23 protein-coding genes and 1 pseudogene are annotated in these 18,472 nt (G+C 33.8%); 11 read left to right on the top strand and 13 right to left on the bottom strand.

Annotation, left to right across the window (positions count from 1 at the left end):
• Nucleotides 1-353: 353 nt before the first annotated feature.
• A complete protein-coding gene (locus AMS59_RS22250) occupies nucleotides 354-974 on the top strand; it encodes a LysE family translocator (RefSeq protein WP_053485889.1) in 621 nt (206 codons plus the stop codon).
• A gap of 70 nt (nucleotides 975-1,044) precedes the next feature.
• On the opposite strand, the gene AMS59_RS27095 is transcribed toward AMS59_RS22250, so the two are convergent.
• A complete protein-coding gene (locus AMS59_RS27095; protein WP_369814353.1) occupies nucleotides 1,045-1,212 on the bottom strand; it encodes a GNAT family N-acetyltransferase in 168 nt (55 codons plus the stop codon).
• Between the two features lie 122 nt (nucleotides 1,213-1,334).
• Here AMS59_RS27095 and AMS59_RS22255 point away from each other — a divergent pair, with 122 nt between their 5' ends.
• On the top strand, nucleotides 1,335-1,958 hold the full coding sequence (locus AMS59_RS22255) for a YitT family protein (RefSeq protein WP_053485890.1): 624 nt from the start codon (nucleotides 1,335-1,337) through the stop codon (nucleotides 1,956-1,958).
• Between the two features lie 414 nt (nucleotides 1,959-2,372).
• Here AMS59_RS22255 and AMS59_RS26015 read toward each other — a convergent pair whose 3' ends face one another.
• Nucleotides 2,373-2,546 carry a hypothetical protein gene (locus AMS59_RS26015; RefSeq protein ID WP_199777824.1) on the bottom strand — a complete coding sequence of 58 codons (174 nt, stop codon included), beginning with the start codon at nucleotides 2,544-2,546 and terminating at the stop codon, nucleotides 2,373-2,375.
• Between the two features lie 171 nt (nucleotides 2,547-2,717).
• On the opposite strand from AMS59_RS26015, the gene AMS59_RS22260 reads away from it, so the two are divergent.
• Nucleotides 2,718-3,179 (top strand): GNAT family N-acetyltransferase, encoded by a 462-nt coding sequence (locus AMS59_RS22260; RefSeq protein WP_053485891.1) that lies wholly within the window; start codon nucleotides 2,718-2,720, stop codon nucleotides 3,177-3,179.
• A gap of 56 nt (nucleotides 3,180-3,235) precedes the next feature.
• Here AMS59_RS22260 and AMS59_RS22265 read toward each other — a convergent pair whose 3' ends face one another.
• Entirely contained in the window at nucleotides 3,236-3,994 is a 759-nt protein-coding gene (locus AMS59_RS22265) for an MBL fold metallo-hydrolase (RefSeq protein ID WP_053485892.1), read from the bottom strand.
• A gap of 116 nt (nucleotides 3,995-4,110) precedes the next feature.
• Here AMS59_RS22265 and AMS59_RS22270 point away from each other — a divergent pair, with 116 nt between their 5' ends.
• Nucleotides 4,111-4,521, top strand: coding sequence for an Lrp/AsnC family transcriptional regulator (locus AMS59_RS22270; protein WP_053485893.1), 411 nt, complete (start codon nucleotides 4,111-4,113; stop codon nucleotides 4,519-4,521).
• Nucleotides 4,522-4,584: 63 nt separating this feature from the next.
• On the opposite strand, the gene AMS59_RS22275 is transcribed toward AMS59_RS22270, so the two are convergent.
• Nucleotides 4,585-4,848 carry a hypothetical protein gene (locus tag AMS59_RS22275; protein ID WP_053485894.1) on the bottom strand — a complete coding sequence of 88 codons (264 nt, stop codon included), beginning with the start codon at nucleotides 4,846-4,848 and terminating at the stop codon, nucleotides 4,585-4,587.
• 300 nt (nucleotides 4,849-5,148) lie between these two features.
• Between AMS59_RS22275 and AMS59_RS22280 the strand changes: the two genes are divergently transcribed.
• Nucleotides 5,149-5,328, top strand: a complete 180-nt coding sequence (locus AMS59_RS22280) for a hypothetical protein (RefSeq protein WP_053485895.1) — start codon at nucleotides 5,149-5,151, stop codon at nucleotides 5,326-5,328.
• A gap of 181 nt (nucleotides 5,329-5,509) precedes the next feature.
• Here AMS59_RS22280 and AMS59_RS22285 read toward each other — a convergent pair whose 3' ends face one another.
• From AMS59_RS22285 to AMS59_RS22310, 6 genes and pseudogenes are all read right to left on the bottom strand, one after another.
• Nucleotides 5,510-5,953, bottom strand: coding sequence for an NUDIX domain-containing protein (locus AMS59_RS22285; RefSeq protein ID WP_082337678.1), 444 nt, complete (start codon nucleotides 5,951-5,953; stop codon nucleotides 5,510-5,512).
• 566 nt (nucleotides 5,954-6,519) lie between these two features.
• Nucleotides 6,520-6,656 (bottom strand): annotated as a pseudogene (locus AMS59_RS25630) (IS1595 family transposase); the annotation flags it as partial.
• Nucleotides 6,657-6,853: 197 nt separating this feature from the next.
• Nucleotides 6,854-9,973, bottom strand: coding sequence for an ATP-binding protein (locus AMS59_RS22295; RefSeq protein ID WP_053485897.1), 3,120 nt, complete (start codon nucleotides 9,971-9,973; stop codon nucleotides 6,854-6,856).
• A 556-nt stretch (nucleotides 9,974-10,529) separates the two neighbouring features.
• The gene (locus AMS59_RS22300; RefSeq protein WP_053485898.1) at nucleotides 10,530-10,940 is read right to left on the bottom strand and encodes an NUDIX domain-containing protein; all 411 of its coding nucleotides are present in this window, start codon (nucleotides 10,938-10,940) and stop codon (nucleotides 10,530-10,532) included.
• A 145-nt stretch (nucleotides 10,941-11,085) separates the two neighbouring features.
• The gene (locus AMS59_RS22305) at nucleotides 11,086-11,667 is read right to left on the bottom strand and encodes a DJ-1/PfpI family protein (RefSeq protein ID WP_053485899.1); all 582 of its coding nucleotides are present in this window, start codon (nucleotides 11,665-11,667) and stop codon (nucleotides 11,086-11,088) included.
• Between the two features lie 156 nt (nucleotides 11,668-11,823).
• Nucleotides 11,824-12,360, bottom strand: coding sequence for a GNAT family N-acetyltransferase (locus tag AMS59_RS22310; RefSeq protein WP_053485900.1), 537 nt, complete (start codon nucleotides 12,358-12,360; stop codon nucleotides 11,824-11,826).
• A gap of 688 nt (nucleotides 12,361-13,048) precedes the next feature.
• Here AMS59_RS22310 and AMS59_RS25635 point away from each other — a divergent pair.
• Entirely contained in the window at nucleotides 13,049-13,219 is a 171-nt protein-coding gene (locus AMS59_RS25635; protein ID WP_156304752.1) for a hypothetical protein, read from the top strand.
• 201 nt (nucleotides 13,220-13,420) lie between these two features.
• Here the strand turns inward: AMS59_RS25635 and AMS59_RS22315 are convergent, their stop codons facing one another.
• Nucleotides 13,421-13,894 carry a GNAT family N-acetyltransferase gene (locus AMS59_RS22315; protein WP_053485901.1) on the bottom strand — a complete coding sequence of 158 codons (474 nt, stop codon included), beginning with the start codon at nucleotides 13,892-13,894 and terminating at the stop codon, nucleotides 13,421-13,423.
• A gap of 150 nt (nucleotides 13,895-14,044) precedes the next feature.
• On the opposite strand from AMS59_RS22315, the gene AMS59_RS22320 reads away from it, so the two are divergent.
• The 4 genes from AMS59_RS22320 to AMS59_RS22335 all read left to right on the top strand — a co-directional run bounded on the left by AMS59_RS22320 (nucleotide 14,045) and on the right by AMS59_RS22335 (nucleotide 15,749).
• On the top strand, nucleotides 14,045-14,350 hold the full coding sequence (locus tag AMS59_RS22320) for a VOC family protein (RefSeq protein WP_053485902.1): 306 nt from the start codon (nucleotides 14,045-14,047) through the stop codon (nucleotides 14,348-14,350).
• Nucleotides 14,351-14,688: 338 nt separating this feature from the next.
• Entirely contained in the window at nucleotides 14,689-15,054 is a 366-nt protein-coding gene (locus AMS59_RS22325) for a DUF2089 domain-containing protein (RefSeq protein ID WP_053485903.1), read from the top strand.
• Nucleotides 15,055-15,067: 13 nt separating this feature from the next.
• Nucleotides 15,068-15,457 carry a hypothetical protein gene (locus AMS59_RS22330; RefSeq protein ID WP_053485904.1) on the top strand — a complete coding sequence of 130 codons (390 nt, stop codon included), beginning with the start codon at nucleotides 15,068-15,070 and terminating at the stop codon, nucleotides 15,455-15,457.
• 10 nt (nucleotides 15,458-15,467) lie between these two features.
• Nucleotides 15,468-15,749: a hypothetical protein gene (locus AMS59_RS22335; protein WP_053485905.1), complete on the top strand. Its 282-nt coding sequence runs from the start codon at nucleotides 15,468-15,470 to the stop codon at nucleotides 15,747-15,749.
• Nucleotides 15,750-15,927: 178 nt separating this feature from the next.
• Here the strand turns inward: AMS59_RS22335 and gdh are convergent, their stop codons facing one another.
• Nucleotides 15,928-16,713 (bottom strand): glucose 1-dehydrogenase, encoded by a 786-nt coding sequence (gene gdh, locus AMS59_RS22340; RefSeq protein WP_053485906.1) that lies wholly within the window; start codon nucleotides 16,711-16,713, stop codon nucleotides 15,928-15,930.
• Between the two features lie 15 nt (nucleotides 16,714-16,728).
• On the bottom strand, nucleotides 16,729-17,586 hold the full coding sequence (locus AMS59_RS22345; RefSeq protein WP_053485907.1) for a GRP family sugar transporter: 858 nt from the start codon (nucleotides 17,584-17,586) through the stop codon (nucleotides 16,729-16,731).
• Between the two features lie 486 nt (nucleotides 17,587-18,072).
• Here AMS59_RS22345 and AMS59_RS24590 point away from each other — a divergent pair, with 486 nt between their 5' ends.
• Entirely contained in the window at nucleotides 18,073-18,222 is a 150-nt protein-coding gene (locus tag AMS59_RS24590) for a YjcZ family sporulation protein (protein ID WP_082337689.1), read from the top strand.
• The last annotated feature ends 250 nt before the right edge of the window (nucleotides 18,223-18,472 follow it).

Here is an 18,472-nt window from a genome sequence, read left to right on the forward strand (position 1 = left end):
GATGCCCATCTTTTCCTCCGTTTACGTTTGGAAACAGGTCATTGATTTTGTCATCCCCGGATTTTGGTGATGAACCTAATAATTGTATAAATTGTATAGCAAAAGATATATTCCATTTCTTTATTTTCAATTGTTCACCTTAATCCTTTCACTATACTTCAATAATACACATCATTATATAAATACCACCAAATTATTTTCTGATTTTTAAAAAATATTTATTTTCACTTCTTTTTAGTATTTCATTATCGACAGGTATATAGCAGATAGAATATAATATTTTTTGCATTCATTAAGTTAATTTATTATTCTTTTAACTGAATGTTTAGTTTATTAGAATAGGATGGGTAAACATGTTATCTTTTATTGCAATAGTTCTTCTTTTATTTTTAATTCCTGGTCCTGCTGTTATCATTACCATTACGCAAACGCTACAAAGTGGTAAAAAGAACGGTATTTTCACTGCACTTGGCATCGGATTAGGTGATTTAGTTCATACGTTAGCAGCTGTATTAGGTTTATCAGCAATTTTAATGAATTCTGCTACTGCGTTTGAAATAGTGAAATATATTGGTGTGGCATACCTTGTTTATCTAGGTATTCAAATGCTCATAACGAAGCCACAAAAAATAGAAAAACCAACTGTTGAAAAAAGTCCGGCAAGTACTTCGTTTCGCCAAGGTTTTTTAGCGGAAATTTTAAATCCAAAAACTGCTTTATTTTTCTTAGCGTTTTTACCACAGTTTGTTCAACATAATGGCCAATCGATCACTATGCAATTATTGATTTTAGGTATTACTTTTGTTGTGATGAGTGCTTTGTATACTATTTTGTTAGCTATTATTACAAGCTTTATTGGCGAAAAAATCTTTACGAAGACAACAAACAATGGTTCGCGTTGGCTTGAAAAGGCTGTTGGTTTCGTTTATATAGGTTTAGGCGTTAAATTAGCGCTTCAAACTCAAAGTAGATAATATATAGTTTCTTAGGAGAACACGATAAAAACGTGCTCTCTTTTTTTTAAGAACTGTCCCATTTCGACTCTTACTTCCTTTTTTCAATATCTTTATTCCAATAACTTAATAAATCACATCCAATAAGTTGAAATCCATGCTTTCTGTAAAATTGAATGGCAGGAAAATTAGAAGTTTGCGTTTCTAAAACGATCGCCCTCACCCCTATTTCATCTTCAAGTAACCCTCCTATGACCATTTTCTAATCATTAATATTTCTAATGATAACTATCACTAATCTATATTTCACTTAATGATTGAACCAATATACTATTAAACAAAAGAGTAATACTGTGATAAATACAAGGAGCTGTAGTAGTTATGTCGCAACATTTATTGAAAGCAATCATTCTTGCATTTGCCTCTGCCATTCAAGGAGCAGCTATGTCTATTTTCTTATTTCCTCATTACATTCCATCTGGTGGAGCTGCCGGAATAGGTGTGTTATTAAATTACATATGGGCTGTGCCATATGCAACAAGCATTTGGTTATTAAATGCTGTGATGGTAATCGCAGCCTTCAAGTGGCTTGGAACAAGCAACGCGGTGTGGACGATGTATTGTGTCGGCGCAGCTGCCTTCACCATCCATTCACTTTCTCCACACATTCATCATCCGATTGGAAATGTATGGATCGATTTAGTAATTGGAGCCATTTTATTCGGTTTTGGTGTGGGAGTTTTATTTAAAATGGGGGCTTCTTCAGGAGGAATGGACATTTTAGCTCTTATTATATCATCTTTTATAAAGCGACCTCCCGGAAGCATATTATTTTGGATTAATAGTTTGATATTACTTGTTGCCGGTGTCGTGATCGATTGGAAAGTGATCATGTATGCCCTGATTTGCCAATGGTTTGGAACAAGGATGATTGATATCATCGGAAAGGGAAGCGTTTCTATACCTGTACTAAACAAATATTCTGGTGCAAAAACTTTAAGATAATTACAAGTAATCTTTAAATCTTGGACATACTTATACTAATATCAAAATGCATACCCTGTCGGATAATCAATGGATAGCCCTGGGATAAAGTTTTGATTAAATTAACTTAATAAACCTTGATAAAAGAGCAAATAAAAAAGCGTGTTTTGAAAAATAATTTCATCAAAACACGCTTTTTTTACTCAATTGAAACTGACTGTCTATTCCACTTATACAGCTGAAAAGAACTTAAATCTGCATTCATCTCACCCTCTTTAGAGGTGGGAGACTTCTGTACCTGTCGCTTTGCTTTCACTGCTAAAACACTTGATGCAAGAAGTTAAAATATTTGCTTTTTGCCCTAATTTACTATTTTTATGTACAAGCTTATAGACCCAAACCAAAAGTCTATAAGCTTGATGTTGCCTATTCTATTTATTGTTTAGGTGTATTTGCGGTTAGTGGATTACTGTTTGCAACTAATTGTACTGGTGTCGTGCCTTGCTGAGTAGACTGCGTCATTTGTTGTGCATTGTTCATTAGCCCAAAGCGTTTCAGTACTCCAAAAATTGCCGCACCGCCTATAATCCCCCATGCTAAAAATCTCATTGATGAAAGCCTCCTTTCTCATGCTGAATATTTTAAACAGCTTTAGTATTGGAAATCCTATGTGGTTTATACTGTGTTAACTATACGAGTTTTTATTTAATTTGCAGATAATTTGCAAAAATAACAGAATACGGTAAAATAAATGGTATAAACTTTGAATGGAGGTAGAACATGAATATTAAAATTGCAACCTTCGAAGAAATCCCACAAATAGAAATATTATATGAAGAACTGTTTTTAGAGATGTCAAAACTACAACCTAAATACATAGCACCAGCAAGACAGGATGTAGAGTTTCTTCAAAACATAATTTCTGAAGAAAAATCAGACATTTTTGTTGCTGAAATAGATAACAGTTTTGCCGGCTTTTTACTAATTCAGGAGTTAGCTACTCCTCCATATTCTTGTATCGTTCAGCATAATTATGCATATATAATGGATGTAATTGTTGGAGGTCAATATCAGAGTAAAGGCATTGGTTCGCTATTGCTACGAGAGGCAAAAAAATGGGCAGAAGAGCGTAAATTAGATTACTTGGAGTTAAGCGTTTTAGCAGAAAATATTGGCGCTATTAACTTGTATGACAAACATGGATTTAATGAAACGAGCCGTACTATGCGCTTAGAATTTTAACGTGTGAAACAGATAACTAATAATAGTTATCTGTTTTACATGTAAATTGCAGATTATTAAAATGTGTACTCTTCACCATCTTCCGGCACGAATACATGAGTTGCGATTCCTCTTTCATTAATAAAGCTTCTTAATTCTTTTCTTGATAATGTCCAATGATTGACCGCTTCCATATGACTCACGATAATTTTTGCGTTAGGAGCAGCTTTATGAACTTCATAAATATCATCTTTCCCCATTATGAGAGAGCCACCTTCTAAAAATTGATTGTCTCCCCCATTAACGACAATAATTTCTGGATGATTTTTTTCTAGTACTTCTTGAACTCCGTCATACCATATAGTATCGCCAGCAATATATAATTTTTTCTCATTTGGATGGTTAAAGACAACACCACATACTTGACCAATAAATTTTAAAATTTCTCCCCTGCCATGTTGACCTTTTGTTTTGATTAATTGAATACCTTCATAAACTGTATTTTCTTGTAAAACTTCGACATTGAAAAAGCCAGTTTTTTTAACGTCATTGGCATCCTCTTCATTTTGCACAAACATTTTAAGATCCTTCGGTAGTATCTCTTTAGCGACTTCATCAAAATGATCTAAATGTAAATGAGTTACGATTACAGCATCGACATTAATGAGATTGTCGATGGATGTTGGTAATTCAACTAATGGGTTATTTTGATCCTGTCTCACCGAATTTTGAACTGGAGGATATGCACCTTTATTTGCTAAAACTGGGTCAATTAAAAATCTTTTCCCTGCATATTCGAGTACTAAAGTGGCATTGCGGATTTGTTGAATTTTCATATTTTTAACTCCTTTTCTTTACATTACATTTAGTTTATACTATGTCCAAATAGTAATTACATAGCTAAAATCAAGTCTTTTCGCGATTTGACTTGAATAATGAAAGGAGTTTCTACATGTTAGATAATACAGACCTGAGTATTATTGATGAGCTTTCTAAAAATAGCCGTATTACGATGAAGGACTTGGGTGAGAAGGTTCATTTGACTGGGCAAGCGGCGTCAACCAGGGTGGCAAAACTTGAGGATAATGGGGTTATTGAAAGCTATACAATCAATGTGAATCATATAAAATTAGGTAGCAATGTCCATGCATTTATTAATATTTATACTAAAAGTCCGTACCACGAACCTTATTTGTCGTTTTTAAAAGCACAGCAGCAATTTATTGTTAATAACTTTAAAATCAGTGGAGATAGCTGCTATCTTCTTGAAGGCAGGTTTCCGTCAAACGAAGTATTAGATCAATTTTTAGTTGATTTAAATAAGCATGCAAACTATAAATTGTCTATTGTCATTAGTAAATAATGAGATACCAGGCTCTCTCCTTAGTTTAGCCTGGTACCCATTCTTATTGTTGTAACAAAATTTTTAATTCTCCACTTTCACATAAACACTCCCTAATAACTTCCCATCAATATAGGCATTAAGCTTCCACATGCCGCCTGTTCGGAAAGTCATATTTGTTGGAGCATGGTTATCTGCGCCACTGTTCGGTCCAAGTAACTTAGCATTTGAAACCAATTCCACTTCTTTACCTGTCAATTGGTGAGTTCCCTTGACGCGAAGGAAGTCTCCTGATTTAACGCTCTCTCCCCAAAAATGCCAGCCATATTTTCCTGTTTGGCTAACCACTATTTTTTCTTCCTTACTATGCGTAAATCCTAATAATTGCGGTTCACCTATCAAGCTTAAATTTTCAGAATTAAAATACTCGCTTTCTTGCCATTCATTTTCTTTTGCTTGAGCTTCTCCAACTAGTCCGGGACTATTATCCTGTTGATTTATGGCATCAGTTCACGCGGATTTCCCCTTTTTATTGTTTAACGATTATTTTTCATTTTTAGTTACAAAATTTATCATTGCCATTTCCGTTATATTCTAAGTGTAATTGCACAATCTAAACTGTAACTAAACAAAACGGAGGTTATAGCAATGAAAAAATTTTTATATATCGGAGCAATGGCAGCATTCCTATTAACTGCTTGTTCTTCTCATGACGAAGCTCCAGCTAGTGAGCAAGCAGAAGCAAAAGAACAAACCGTCAATGCTGAAACAAAAGAAAATCTTGAGAAAAGTTTTCTATATGAAGGAGAAGATCCGTTTATAAAATGATTGAAAAGACAGATAACTAATTAAGTTATCTGTTCTTTATTATATATTTTCCAAATATCGTTTATAAACGATACGTCATAGTTAAACGTTGTTTTTAAAGACTTCTAATGATTCAAAAACCAATAAAATCAATCTTATCATGTGGAATTTGATCAATCATATGCGTTCTTATGCTCCTGTTTTATAACTGTAATAATGCTTCATTAACTGCCCAGCTTTGGTGTTCGTGGAATAAGCAATCAATTGCTTGCATTGGTTTCATCCATATTAGGAAGTGGTCAACTTCAGTTGGTTTACTTATTAGTCTACCCTTATCGCATAAATAAAAATAACCATCGCTAAGGTAATATTTATATTCATTTGTAGAATAAAAATATCTCCGGGCACACCCTATAAAATGACCTATTTCAATATCCATTCCCATTTCTTCAAGGGCTTCTCTTTTTAAACATTCTTCGTGAGTCTCATTTTTTTCTATTCCACCACCAGGGAGGAAAAAGTTGCCATCATTTGTTTGAATAATCGCTATTTTTTCTTTCTGACTATTGAACATTAAACAATAAACAGCAGGTCTCCATATGTAGTCTTTGCCTTCTTTTTTCTCACCAAATGTGATATTACCCATAATTAATCCTCCTCTGTCTCTTATTCGCTTAATTTGTTTTATCATTCCTTATTAAACTAAATTGCTTGAAAGTATTAAAAAAAATCCTGCAAAAACAGGATTTTAAGCAAACTTTATTTCTTTAATTTAGGCTCTGTTAAATTATAATGTTGATAATCGAATAATAACGAGTTTCCTTGATTTTGATTCTCTATGGTTCAGAAATTCCATTTGCCAACAGTAACAGAAATATCAATATTGATAACGGTATCATCAATGTAATGTTTGAAAGAATACTGAACACCTTTACAGTTATATTTTTAGACTTGACCCCTAAAATTAACGACACAATAAACCCAACGTCTATCAAAACATATAAGAAAATTGGAATCCATAGATTTATATTCGGAGACCTAAATACAAAGAAAATAAATAATGCCACTAAGAACAAAACTAACGTTAAAATGATTGGATAAAACTCTTTTTGTTGTTTCAATATATTATCTCCTTTCATTTCTTGTTTCAATTGTAATAGTAAAATGTAATAACTCGGTTAATTTTCGTAATTTTCTATTTTCAAATAAGGACTACGCACTAAATTTTGATCGTCTCAAACTATCATAGGTGTCATACATTTCAAATACTAAGATGATAATAAAAATTCTTTATTATGCTGATTGGTATTTTCGTTACTGCGACTATCGACAAACAAGAACCAAACAAGGTGATAATTTATCGATAGGCTTTAACAAATTGCTAAACGCTTTGCTCACCTTGACAACCTCCCCGAATATTCGTTCTTATATTGATTATATAGAAAATCCTGACATTTATCAAATATCAACAATTACCTTTAACAGAGCCTTAATTTAAAAACTGCTCCCCATTATTAAATGGAGGAGCAGCTCAATATGAATGTTCTTATTTCACCATCAATTCACGCTTAAATTGCTTTGATTTTTCTTTCTTTTTAACAATAAATGATATTGATGTCCCTTGATTTGGTTTACTTGTGATGCGAAGTCCTTCACCGTAATGTTGTTTTAAGCGAAGATCTGTATTCAGCAAACCAATGCCAGTTGATGTCTCCGATTTTCTTACAAATAAACGTTCCATCGTCGCTGCATCCATGCCAATACCATCATCCGACACAGTGATCTCAATGTATGTGTCGTAATCTACAATGCGAAGATGAATATTTCCGCCGTCTACACGATTCAAAATACCATGTTTCAAAGCATTTTCAATCAATGGTTGGATGGTCAGTGATGGTATCATGACGTCAGTAGAAACTTCTAGATCCCACGTTACGTTTATCCGCTCCCCGAAACGCTCTTTATGAATATATAAATAGGATCGAACAAGATTTAACTCGTCCTCAATTGGAACAAGTTCATCAATATTTTGGAACTTAAATGATTCCCTTAAGAAATCACTTAGTGCTTCGAGTAGCTTACTAGTACGTTCAATATCAATTTCACTTAATGTGATAATGGCATTTAATGTATTGAAAAGAAAATGCGGCTGTATTTGTGCCTGAAGCCAAGCTGCCTCCATTCGAAGCCTTTCTTGTGCAGATTGTTTAACATCCGTTAGTGCTTTTACTCTTGATCTTAACTCTAAAGCGTCCACAGGTTTTGTGACGTAATCATTGGCACCAGATAAAAATCCATTTTCAATGTCTTGAGACTGACTTCTTGCCGTAAGAAGTAACACAGGAAGTTCTGTTATTGAATATTGCTGACGAATTGTACGTACTAATTCGTAGCCAGACATATTTGGCATCATTACGTCTGAAATGACCAAATCCCACTCTTGAGACATTAATATTTCGAGCGCTTTACTTCCACTTGTAACCGTTACTAAATCGTATTTTTCTATTGAAAGTATTGTTTCGATCACTCTTAAGTTAACTGGATCATCATCGACGACCAAAACTCTAGGTCGATTTGCTTCAATGATTGGATGTTTTTCAGTTTGATCATCGAGAAGATTTGTAGAAGTCGCTACTGTTGATTGTTCCTTCTCACTTGATTGCAGAGACTCATTTTCTGTAGCATTTTCCTCATCAGGTAAGTTTGAAATTGGTAAGGTAAAAGTAAATTCAGACCCTTTCCCTACAACTGAATTTACCTGTAATATTCCCCCATGTAGCTCAACTAGTCGTTTACTAATACTAAGTCCTAGCCCAAATCCACCTTCAATCATTGCCTTACTAAGGGTACCCTGCTCATAAGGCTCAAATATATGTTGAATGGTTTCTTCATCAATACCAATACCAGTATCCGAAATGACAATTTCCGCCATACCATTTTTCACATGACCTGATATTGTCACTTCACCTTCATTCGTGTATTTCACTGCATTATGAAGTAAATTGAAAACAATTTGAATAACCCTATTTTCATCAGCAACTACTTTTGGAAAATTTTCAGGGATTTGATTAATTAACTGAATCTGCTTTCCTTCTCTCATAACATAGAGCATATCTAACACACCCGATACAATTGGGTGAATCGAAAATGTTTTAAAGTTTAGTTTAGAATTATTTCCCTTTAAACTCATAACATCTAGTAAATCATTTAACATTAGTGACATACGCCATCCGACAGACAGCACTGTTTCTAAATCCTTGACACTTTTGTCACTAAGTACACGTTCTTCTCTTTCCAAAACAGCTTTTGAAATGTTAAGGATCCCATGAAGTGGATTTCGTAATTCATGCGACGTATTGGCAAGGAAATCATCCTTTAACTTGTCTGTCTTTTGAAGCTTAATAGCAAGTTCTTTCGTATCCGAAAGTACTTTAGCATATCCTTTAAACCATAAGATAGCCAAACAAGCCACTGTAATAAAAATATCAAACGGATACATGATCACTTTGATTCCAAGAATGAGAAGTAGTCCATCCCAAATAAGATTATTACCAAATGCTAAAATAGCAAGAAGTAAAAAAATATTACTTTTAATCTCTTTAATAGATTCTCGGATTACTGTTAGGATTGTTATTACTGTCGAAATCGCTAAAATCATAATATAAATACCTTGATTAATTACTAAATAGCGAGTAGGTAGCACGATTGCCAATAATGAAGCGATACCACAGAAAATACTAAACCAACGTATATATTTTATTACATGTTGAGGCAACCAATGTTTAATACAGTGAAGCAGTGAAAAGCCTATGCCGACCATAGAAAGATGAACTAATTTAAAGCCCCAGTCGTAATTAATCGGAAACCAATAAGATAATAATTTGTCATCTCTTCCTATTAGGAAATAAGTCATGCTGCTTATCGATAATAGAGTAAAGTAAAGTAATCTTTTTTCTTCCATGTTTCCTACAAAAAATGAAATGATGGCATAAATAGCATGTAATAAAAAAACCACTGCTATTAGTTGTTGCATATTTATCGACAATTGAGTTTCACGAGCTACTATATCTTCTTTTCCTAATTTAATGGAGCGAACAATTCCACCGTCGCGAGGGTCCTTAAAGTTAGAAGCCTGAACAATAATTTCGATTTCTTGGTGACCGTTAGCTTCAAAAGAAGAAGTAAACGGAACATTATTGGCAACTGTTTTTTCTGCACTTTCCCCTATTTCACCTGATTTTGCCAGCCGCCGACCATTTACATATAATTCTGAAGAACTTCGAATACTCGGAACTCGAATACTGTATGTTATATTGTCTTCTGGATTGACAAGTAACTTTAAGCGATAAGTTCCGTAACCATAAGGTGTTATCTCTCCCTCTTGTAAAGTTGAACTCCACCCTTTAGGAACCTGTATGTATTTAGCATTCTTCGTGGATTCTAAATGCTTTTCTTCACTAATCAACCAATTATTTGGATAAAACTCCCACTCTCCATCTAATGTAATAGCATGACCATCATTAAAATCCCAATTCCTTAAATCCATTTGACCTTTGACGGCATGTGGTTGATCTGTATTATTAAATACCATCAGCCATAAAATTCGTGAGCCTGTTAGAAAGATAATAAACAAGCTAATGATGAGAGCAATTTTTCTCTTTTTCATTAAAAATAATTGTCAAAAGGTCGTGTGTATTTTTCTGTTATAACACAATCTCCTTAGGCCAAACCACACCTCCACGATATATTATCCTATCAGAGTTACCGTTACTTTTAAATCTAATTCTTTCACTAAAATCCAAATTTTACATTGCTTCAATATTAAAAGCCTTTTATATAACAGATAAAAGGCTTTTAATATTGATAAAAATTTTCATGGCGAATCCGATTTTAGGTAGTCAATATCATTACGTTCACTTTGATTATAATCTACAGATTGCAGGCTATCGTTTCCATGGAATCATCAAAAATCCCTAAACTACTTCCATGATTACTTTGTAATTGAGTTCATAGAGAATGGACAAAGACGATTAACTTGCAAGAACGAATATATCATCAATACTTAAATTATTGGATAATCATGCTTGTGAACAAATTGACAACAAATCATTAGATTATCGTTGTTTAAATATTAAGCCTGAAATCATGCGAAAAGTGACCAAAGAGATTACCGGAAAAGATTATCTTCGCTACTCCGGTTGTTTATTGTATCCATACTTCCTTTACAATAGCTTTAACTGTTTCAAAGCGTAATCTGTTGTCATTGTAATGTTTTCTGGTATTTCATTTATTGAGAACCACTTCACTTTCTCTAAAGCATGCGGCTCTCTATTTTGTACTTCCCCATTTGTAATACGAGCAGCGAAAGTAGGTGCAACATAATGTATATCTTCTAAATGAATAATATGATTGGTCACACATACTAATTGAGTTATTTCGATATCCACTCCAAGCTCTTCCTTAATTTCTCGTATAATTGCGTTTTCTATTGTTTCCATGTAGTCAACTTTGCCACCAGGTAAGCTCCAACAGCCGGCTTCAGGTGCTTTTTTACGTAAAACGAGTAAAATTTTGTTGGATTCATCTATAATAACTGCTCCGACGCCAACCTTTGGCAATCTTTCTTTTTCCATTTTTATTTCCTCCACGACTTTGCTTTTAAGCAGCTTCTGCCTGTGTTTCTATCGCTTGTTTAGTATATTTAAGTACTAAATTATTGTTTGTTGTTGAATCGGGTATAACACTAAAATATCCAATTAATTTTCTCCACTATCCGAGTCACTTAGTTTGGAAATATAAACCTTTACCTACTGGTTGAACAGTTTCTAGTACAATATCAACCATTTTTTCATTAACTAGATTCCTTATTATCCAAGCTACTAAATCTTGCGCAGCATAACAGCCTGCAGCAGTTGAAATATTTCCTTCGTTGACGAAACTTTGTTCAATTACATCTACACCAAATTCTTCAAGTTGCTCTACTACAGATGGATATGTTGTAGCTTTTTTACCAGTTAATAATTTTTTTGCTCCTAATAGTAGCGCACCTGAACACATAGAACCTATTAATTGATTTTCTGGATCTAAATGAATTTTATTAAGATATTCTTGATTTTTATATAAATCTTGTACACCCTTTCCACTAGCAAATATTACAGCGTCGGCAGAAGGGATATCAGATAGGTTTCCTGTCATCGGAATTCGTAAGCCTGACATAGATACATGTGTTTTTTCTGTTCCCAATAGTTGGACTTCCCAATCTGAAATATTACCAACTAAACGTACACGATTTAATAAATCCCACGGTAAAAAAACATCTATATCTGTGAAATCATCAAAACAAACAATCGCAATTTTCATTCTCATTTCCTCCATTATTTTAATATTAAAACATTTCTATTATATCAATTTAAGGAATAATAAGGGAGTTTAACATTTAGTAAAGAGAATCTCTGTTTTTCATCGTTTTAACGACAAAAACCAAGATAGCCATTAAACTATCTTGGTCTTGGCCTCTTATGATGTTTTAACCTTTATTAGAGAATAAATATTAGTGTCATAAGGAACACCGTTCTGGTGCATATAATTTTTTAATATTCCTTCTTTTTCAAAGCCTAACTTTGTTAATAGCTTGTTTGAAGCTTCATTTTCGGTAAAAACAATGGCTCCTATACGCATTAAATCCATTTCTTGAAAGCCGAATGATAGTACTCTATTAACGGCCTCCTTTGCATACCCTTTTCCCCAGCTCTCAGGAAAAAGTGCATAGCTGATGTCAGCTCTTTTATGCTCAGTGGACCACTCTTGAAAACCAATCGTACCAATAATTCTCTCTTGTCCTTTTAGTGCAATTCCCCATTTAATCCCACGTTTTTCATCATAATTCTTTGAAAAATTTTTAATTATTTGGTTAACCTGCTCTATACTTGTTAATGGATTCTGCCCATAATGACGTAATACATCAGCATTTGAAAAGCAATTTAAAACATCTTGGGCGTCATGTTCAGTAAGTTCTCTTAACACTAATCGTTCAGTATCTAAAATAGGAAACATCTTCTTCACTCCACTTCCAAATAAGGTATATGTTAGATTCTATAGTAAAAGCATGAAAGCTGCATTACTGATTTTTTAAATGTTCAACAATTTCAATAGAACAATACCTTTATAGATGGATAATGAAATGGTCTCTCATGCCAATTAACTTAGCAAAATCATCCCCAAACTTGCCGTACTGAATTAATTTTATCAATAATCATGATGAAAACCCTTCCTTACATACGATAATTGGCCCTAAGCGCTTTACTTTATACAACATAGTATAAAGATAAAAAAGGAAGTATCGTGTGTTTGTGGTTGTAATAATTTGCTACGACATTGCTCCAACCCAATTGCACACCGTATTCTTTGTTTCAGTAACGTGTGTTAGTGCGCCCGTAAAAGCACCTCTAAAATTGTAGCCTATCAGTTATTGATTGTGACGATTCCAAATATAAGTCTAGATGAAGTGGGAAACCCACATTTCAGTGTTTAGAAGTTACTATCAAAAAGTTCAAAAAAAACCATATGGAAATAGTATGTCGCCATCAATCCCTTCTTCTCAGTGCGCTCAGCTTGATTTTAAATAATAATAGGTAAATGTATGATAATGGCTGTGACGTTTTGTTACAGCTGTTAATAAAATATACTACCTTTTCTTTCTACAACTAATTCTGTTTTGATTTTCGAAAGGAGGGAAACAATTTTGGCTTATCCAGTTTACGGAGTAGGTTCGAAAGGTTCGCCATGGTCGACAAGTACGAATTGGTCGGAAGGTACGAATTTTGCCTTTGCTATTGTTTTATTTGTTCTTTTGATTATTGCCGGTCTTGGCTTGTTTTATTTATTAAGAACTTTAGTATGGACCAGTGTGTAGTAATTCCTCAATGCTCAAGATATTGTACTTATACAATTGTTATGTTTGATTTTAATTTTCATAAAGCATTAAAATGGGCTAACAGTTCATAGACACTATGTTTGGCTCCATTCTAGGGCTTGCGTATATTAACGGAAGTCCTTTTTTCATGTTTTCACATACTTAAGTACTTAGTCATACTCTTTATTTCAAGATACTTCGTTAGATAGTTAATTTCATTTTTCTACTTACGCTTTTCATATCAAAATGTTTATAAAAATCAATTGCTTTCATATTAAATTCCCAAACATTTAATTCGACTGAATCAACTTCCTTTTCTTTAGCCCAAGTGATACAAGCATTGAATAACAACTTTCCAATTCCTTTTCTTTGTTGGTCTGCTTTTACACCAAAATCATGTACGTAAGCATATTTCCGTTGCACAAGCGACTCGAAAGGTGGAGATGCTTCAACACTAATAACTGCGAAACCCACAACAATTTCATCTTCCTTCGCAACTAGAATATCGCACTCTTCGTTGTCTAATAATTCTTTATAATAGGATGCGGGCATTACAAACTCCACACTTTTAAAAATCGTTGGTTCCTCCATCACATGCTCTTCATGTCCTTCTTTAACAATCTCATTCACAGCAAAATAATCTTCCTCTGTTGCGATAATAACCTCGATTGTCATCATTTTAGCCTCCTCATGTTAATCGTCTATTTTTTCACTTAATAATTACCAGAATATTCTTCCCCTTATTATACAGACGAATAAGAAATTGTTGTTCTAAAGTTTTGCTTTTCAACAAAAAATTGGACAAGTAAAGGTCATAAAAATTCGATGGTTATTGAAAAATCACGAAATTGGTACAGTGACATATTAGGGTTACCAGCAGATGGTGAGATATTATTTGGTCATTTATATATCGTACCTATGAATGGAACGGGAATAGTATTAGATAGCAAGATTTATTCAGAGAAAAATATCTTCAAAACCCCACCTTTTCATTTGAATACTACCAATATAGAACAAGCATACGAGTATATGAAAGATAAGAATGTCGAATTAACAACTGAAATTGAGCATAATCAATGGTTTAATTTCAAAGATCCCGACGGAAACCATTTAATGGTTTGTAAATGTTAAGCTTGTTATATGGATAAGTTATCTTATTTTTTAATAAGCTGTTTAATTTCCTGTCATCCTTCCTCTAACTGCATGTAACTTGAAAAAACCTTTAGTTGTATCAAGTACTACCTAAAAAATCAAACTTACTACAACACAGTCATACGTTTCATTTCAAATCCCCTTTCAACCATTATTTACATATCATACTCGGATGAATAATCGAAAACGGAAAATCAATAATATTAAACAATAAATTAATATTATTAATTTTTCTAGCCAAAGAATTTAAATTTCATTATTTACATTTTTAATTACTCATTATATAATCAAATCAAATAAAAGGAAGGGATATCATTATGGCTTATCAAGTAATCACAAATTGCCCTGTCTGCAGTAAAACGTTGAAAATTACCAAGTTACAGTGTTCTCATTGTCACACGACGATTGAAAATGAGTTTGAATTGTCTAAGCTGGCATCCTTATCGAAGGATCAGCTTCATTTTGTGGAAGTATTTTTAACATGTAGAGGGAATATTAAAGAAGTTGAAAAGGAACTAGGGATTTCGTATCCAACGGTTCGAGGCAAGCTAACAGACATCATTTCATCCCTTGGATATGTGCAGAAGAAGAAAAATGAAGTAGACGAGAAAAAAGTAGTCACTATGTTGGAAAATGGCGAAATCACACCAGAAGAAGCCATTAAACTCTTAAAGGAAGAATAAGGAGGAATTTATCATGAAAGAGGAAATTTCAAGAGTATTAACAATGGTTCAAGAAGGAAAGATTGATGCAGATAAGGCATCAGAACTAATTCAAGTATTACAAGAAAAAGAAGAAACAGATACTAAACTCTCTGAAAAACCATCTATCTATTTAGATAAAACTTTAAAAATTCGTGTTGTATCAGCCGAAAATGATAACGTCACAGTCAATTTGCCTTTAAAACTTGTCAAGGTAGTATTAATGGCTGGACACAGCATCGCAGCGAGTATTCCTCAATCGGAAAAATACGTGAAAGATATAGACATAAACCTTATTATTGAAGCAATCGAAAACGAATTAGATGGTCAGATTGTTGATATTAAATCGGCAAACGGGGATACCGTTTCGGTCATCATTGAATAGTGATTAGCTTATGATGCATGTAAAAGTGAAAGCAAAAGACGTTCGGTTGACAATCCCAATTCCATATGCTTTTTTAAACATTGCTATTTCCATTTTGTCTTCGAAATTTTTACAGCAAAAGGTAAACAAATGGACAAAAGAGCAGTTCGAAAGAAAAAAATTGGACTTTACTTTTCCGCTAATAGACAAAGATACGCTTAAGCCTATTATCAAGGAACTGAGAAATTATAAGGGCATCGTGCTAGTAGATGTCAAAGCTAAGGACGGTACTGAGGTTAAGGTTAGACTATAGTTTATGATAGAATACATCGACCACTGAACTGGCATTTTGAAGAAAAGCCTGGTTTCTCGCTTACAATACCGAGAAAATTGTAAATAGACATTAAAGCGCAAACAAGCATAACCCCGTTCTATTTTTAGAACGGGGTTATGCTTGTTGATAAACATTAAAAATGAGTCCTGGTCATTACTTACCCACGACCGGCTTGGAATTCAGGATATAAAGTCATTCCACCATCCGCAAATAGAGTAATGCCTGTTACATAACTAGCCTGTGATGAAGCTAGCCATACTGCGACTGCTGCAATTTCCTCTGGTTTTCCGATATAGCCCATAGGAACCATGCTTTCCACATCTGCCCGTTTTGCTGGATCTGCAAATTTTTCAGCATTTATAGGCGTATTGATTGCTCCAGGTCCGATGTTATTAACACGAATTCCTTTTGGCGCATATTCTAACGCTAAAGTTTCAGTCATTAATTTAATGCCCCCTTTACTAGCGGCATAATGCACGAACAAAGGCCAAGGAATTTTCTCATGTACACTGGACATATTGATGACAGTACCTTTAATATCATTTTCGACGTAATATTTAATGGCTTCTCGACTTCCTAAAAACGCACCTGTTAAATTTGTACTGATTACTCTATTCCAATCATCTAACGGCATTTCATGAGAAGCTACTGGATTTTCTATCCCTGCATTATTAATCATGACATCGAGGGTCCCAAACTCTTTTACAGCTGTCTGAACGAGATTGATGACATCCGCTTCAACTGTAACATCACCTTGTACAGCAATGGCCTCCCCACCGGCTTTTTTAACCTCTTCCACTACAGCATTTACATCCGCTTCATTTGAGCGGTAATTAATCACTACTTTCGCTTTTTCTGCTCCGAAGCGAATACCCATTGCTTTACCTAGTCCCGTTGCTGCACCTGTAATCACAACAACTTTTCCTTCTAAATCTGGATACATACGAGGCCCTCCTTTTTATCTTTTCGCCATCCCTAACATAATTCCAGCAGCTACGATAAAAACAATCCCAATGATAATTGCTATAAATTGCTTTTTTGTTTTTTTCTCACCTAATAAAAAAATTCCGCCTAAAGTGGAGATGATGATCCCCATTTGGGAAAGAGAAAAACTTGTTGCGACTCCTACTCGTGGCTGAGATATAAATAAAAACATGTTTCCAGCAGCCCAGATTAAACCTGGGATAATATTACGAAATGCATATTTATTAAATGGTTTATGCTTAAATGTTAATAAAACCCCACCTATTACCATCCCTAATGCTTGTGGCAATAAAGCAGACCATCCACTTACATTAAATAAGCGAATTACAACCACATATACTAAATATCCAAAAGTAGAAACAAGTAAAATTAAAATTCCTTTTTTCAAATTGCTTCCATGTTCTTCTTGTTTTTCTTCTGGATTTGGAAGAGATGTAAGAACGATACCAACAATGATACTAATAAGTGCGAGAACTCCTAATATAACCGACATCTTTGTCGACCATTCATGAAACACAATAACGCCAAATAAAGTTGTTGATACCAATTGTAGCCCTGTCGAAATGGGCATTGTTTTGGAAACACCTATTAATTCAATACTTTTCAATTGGTTTACTTGCCCTAATGCCCAAAAAAGGCCTGATACAATTCCGACTCCAATCACAATAGGAGATAACTCAGGCTTTACAAAGAAGTAAACACCTATAGAGAAAATAAGTGCACCAAATGTTGTCCCAAGCACTTGACTATAGGGTCCACCACCGAGTTTGACGTTAAATAATACAATACTTCCCCAAAAGAGAGCTGGCAATATTGCAAGGATGATGTCCATTTCTTAAACCTTTCACCTCTCTAAATACTTTAATTGATTCTGAATATTTCACTCGATTCAAAACATCCATAATACTTTTTTATGATGCACTAGTGGAAATTTTTTATACTTTTAGTTTAGAAACATTTTTTAAGTTGGTTGAATTTGTTATGTAGAACTTTCACTTTCGAAACGCCAAATAACCAAGATGGCAATTAAGCTATCTTGGTCCTCAATATTTTTATTACAGGTGGATTTTTTAACATTGATAATTTTGATTCATTACTAAGGCAATCAACTCTACAATAGTAGTTATCCCATCATAATATAAATTAAGCTATTATTTAGCTTACACCGCCTTGAATTGTTACTGAGGGTCACTTCCCTAAAGTGGCCCTTTTTTATTTCTCAATTATTTTCTAATTCTAAAGGACTTTTTGTTGGATAAATACCTCCACCATTTTCTAGAAAGGTACATATTATAGTTGTAGAAAGGAGGAATTCTTTATGGGATGCTTCGGAAATGTTAGCAATTTCAACAATTGTTGCTATGGAGGTTATAGCTATGGAGGTGGCAATAACGGATCAACATTTGTTTTAATTGTTGTTCTGTTCATTCTTTTAATTATTGTCGGCGCTACTTTCATAAGTTACTAATAAACAGGGTGAAATTTTTTATTCATTCAAGGTCACTTCCACAGAGTGACCTTTTTTAAGTAATAAAATAATGCGCCGCCCTTTATAATAGAACTTTACCCTTCAACATAACATCAAATAAAATCTGATCATAAACTAGTGCCAACAATTATCTTTACATTTTATAGTTTTTATCACTACCGTCGCATGAATTTTAACTGAAATTTCAGATTTATTATTCCGCCTTTTTAGAGTAAAAACGAAGACATGT

The sequence above is a fragment of the Lysinibacillus sp. FJAT-14745 genome (genome assembly GCF_001275675.1).
GTDB lineage: Bacteria > Bacillota > Bacilli > Bacillales_A > Planococcaceae > Lysinibacillus.

Coding starts and splice junctions, on each gene's coding strand:
- AMS59_RS22285 (WP_082337678.1), bottom strand. CDS start 5,953: ATGGGTAATATCACATTTGGTGAGAAAAAAGAAGGCAAAGACTACATA.
- AMS59_RS22250 (WP_053485889.1), top strand. CDS start 354: ATGTTATCTTTTATTGCAATAGTTCTTCTTTTATTTTTAATTCCTGGT.
- AMS59_RS22310 (WP_053485900.1), bottom strand. CDS start 12,360: ATGTTTCCTATTTTAGATACTGAACGATTAGTGTTAAGAGAACTTACT.
- AMS59_RS22330 (WP_053485904.1), top strand. CDS start 15,068: ATGAAAGAGGAAATTTCAAGAGTATTAACAATGGTTCAAGAAGGAAAG.
- AMS59_RS22260 (WP_053485891.1), top strand. CDS start 2,718: ATGAATATTAAAATTGCAACCTTCGAAGAAATCCCACAAATAGAAATA.
- AMS59_RS22295 (WP_053485897.1), bottom strand. CDS start 9,973: ATGAAAAAGAGAAAAATTGCTCTCATCATTAGCTTGTTTATTATCTTT.
- AMS59_RS22255 (WP_053485890.1), top strand. CDS start 1,335: ATGTCGCAACATTTATTGAAAGCAATCATTCTTGCATTTGCCTCTGCC.
- AMS59_RS22345 (WP_053485907.1), bottom strand. CDS start 17,586: ATGGACATCATCCTTGCAATATTGCCAGCTCTCTTTTGGGGAAGTATT.
- gdh (WP_053485906.1), bottom strand. CDS start 16,713: ATGTATCCAGATTTAGAAGGAAAAGTTGTTGTGATTACAGGTGCAGCA.
- AMS59_RS24590 (WP_082337689.1), top strand. CDS start 18,073: ATGGGATGCTTCGGAAATGTTAGCAATTTCAACAATTGTTGCTATGGA.
- AMS59_RS22300 (WP_053485898.1), bottom strand. CDS start 10,940: ATGGAAAAAGAAAGATTGCCAAAGGTTGGCGTCGGAGCAGTTATTATA.
- AMS59_RS22270 (WP_053485893.1), top strand. CDS start 4,111: ATGTTAGATAATACAGACCTGAGTATTATTGATGAGCTTTCTAAAAAT.
- AMS59_RS22335 (WP_053485905.1), top strand. CDS start 15,468: ATGATGCATGTAAAAGTGAAAGCAAAAGACGTTCGGTTGACAATCCCA.
- AMS59_RS22320 (WP_053485902.1), top strand. CDS start 14,045: ATGGTTATTGAAAAATCACGAAATTGGTACAGTGACATATTAGGGTTA.
- AMS59_RS22280 (WP_053485895.1), top strand. CDS start 5,149: ATGAAAAAATTTTTATATATCGGAGCAATGGCAGCATTCCTATTAACT.
- AMS59_RS26015 (WP_199777824.1), bottom strand. CDS start 2,546: ATGAGATTTTTAGCATGGGGGATTATAGGCGGTGCGGCAATTTTTGGA.
- AMS59_RS22265 (WP_053485892.1), bottom strand. CDS start 3,994: ATGAAAATTCAACAAATCCGCAATGCCACTTTAGTACTCGAATATGCA.
- AMS59_RS22305 (WP_053485899.1), bottom strand. CDS start 11,667: ATGAAAATTGCGATTGTTTGTTTTGATGATTTCACAGATATAGATGTT.
- AMS59_RS27095 (WP_369814353.1), bottom strand. CDS start 1,212: ATGGTCATAGGAGGGTTACTTGAAGATGAAATAGGGGTGAGGGCGATC.
- AMS59_RS22315 (WP_053485901.1), bottom strand. CDS start 13,894: ATGACAATCGAGGTTATTATCGCAACAGAGGAAGATTATTTTGCTGTG.
- AMS59_RS22325 (WP_053485903.1), top strand. CDS start 14,689: ATGGCTTATCAAGTAATCACAAATTGCCCTGTCTGCAGTAAAACGTTG.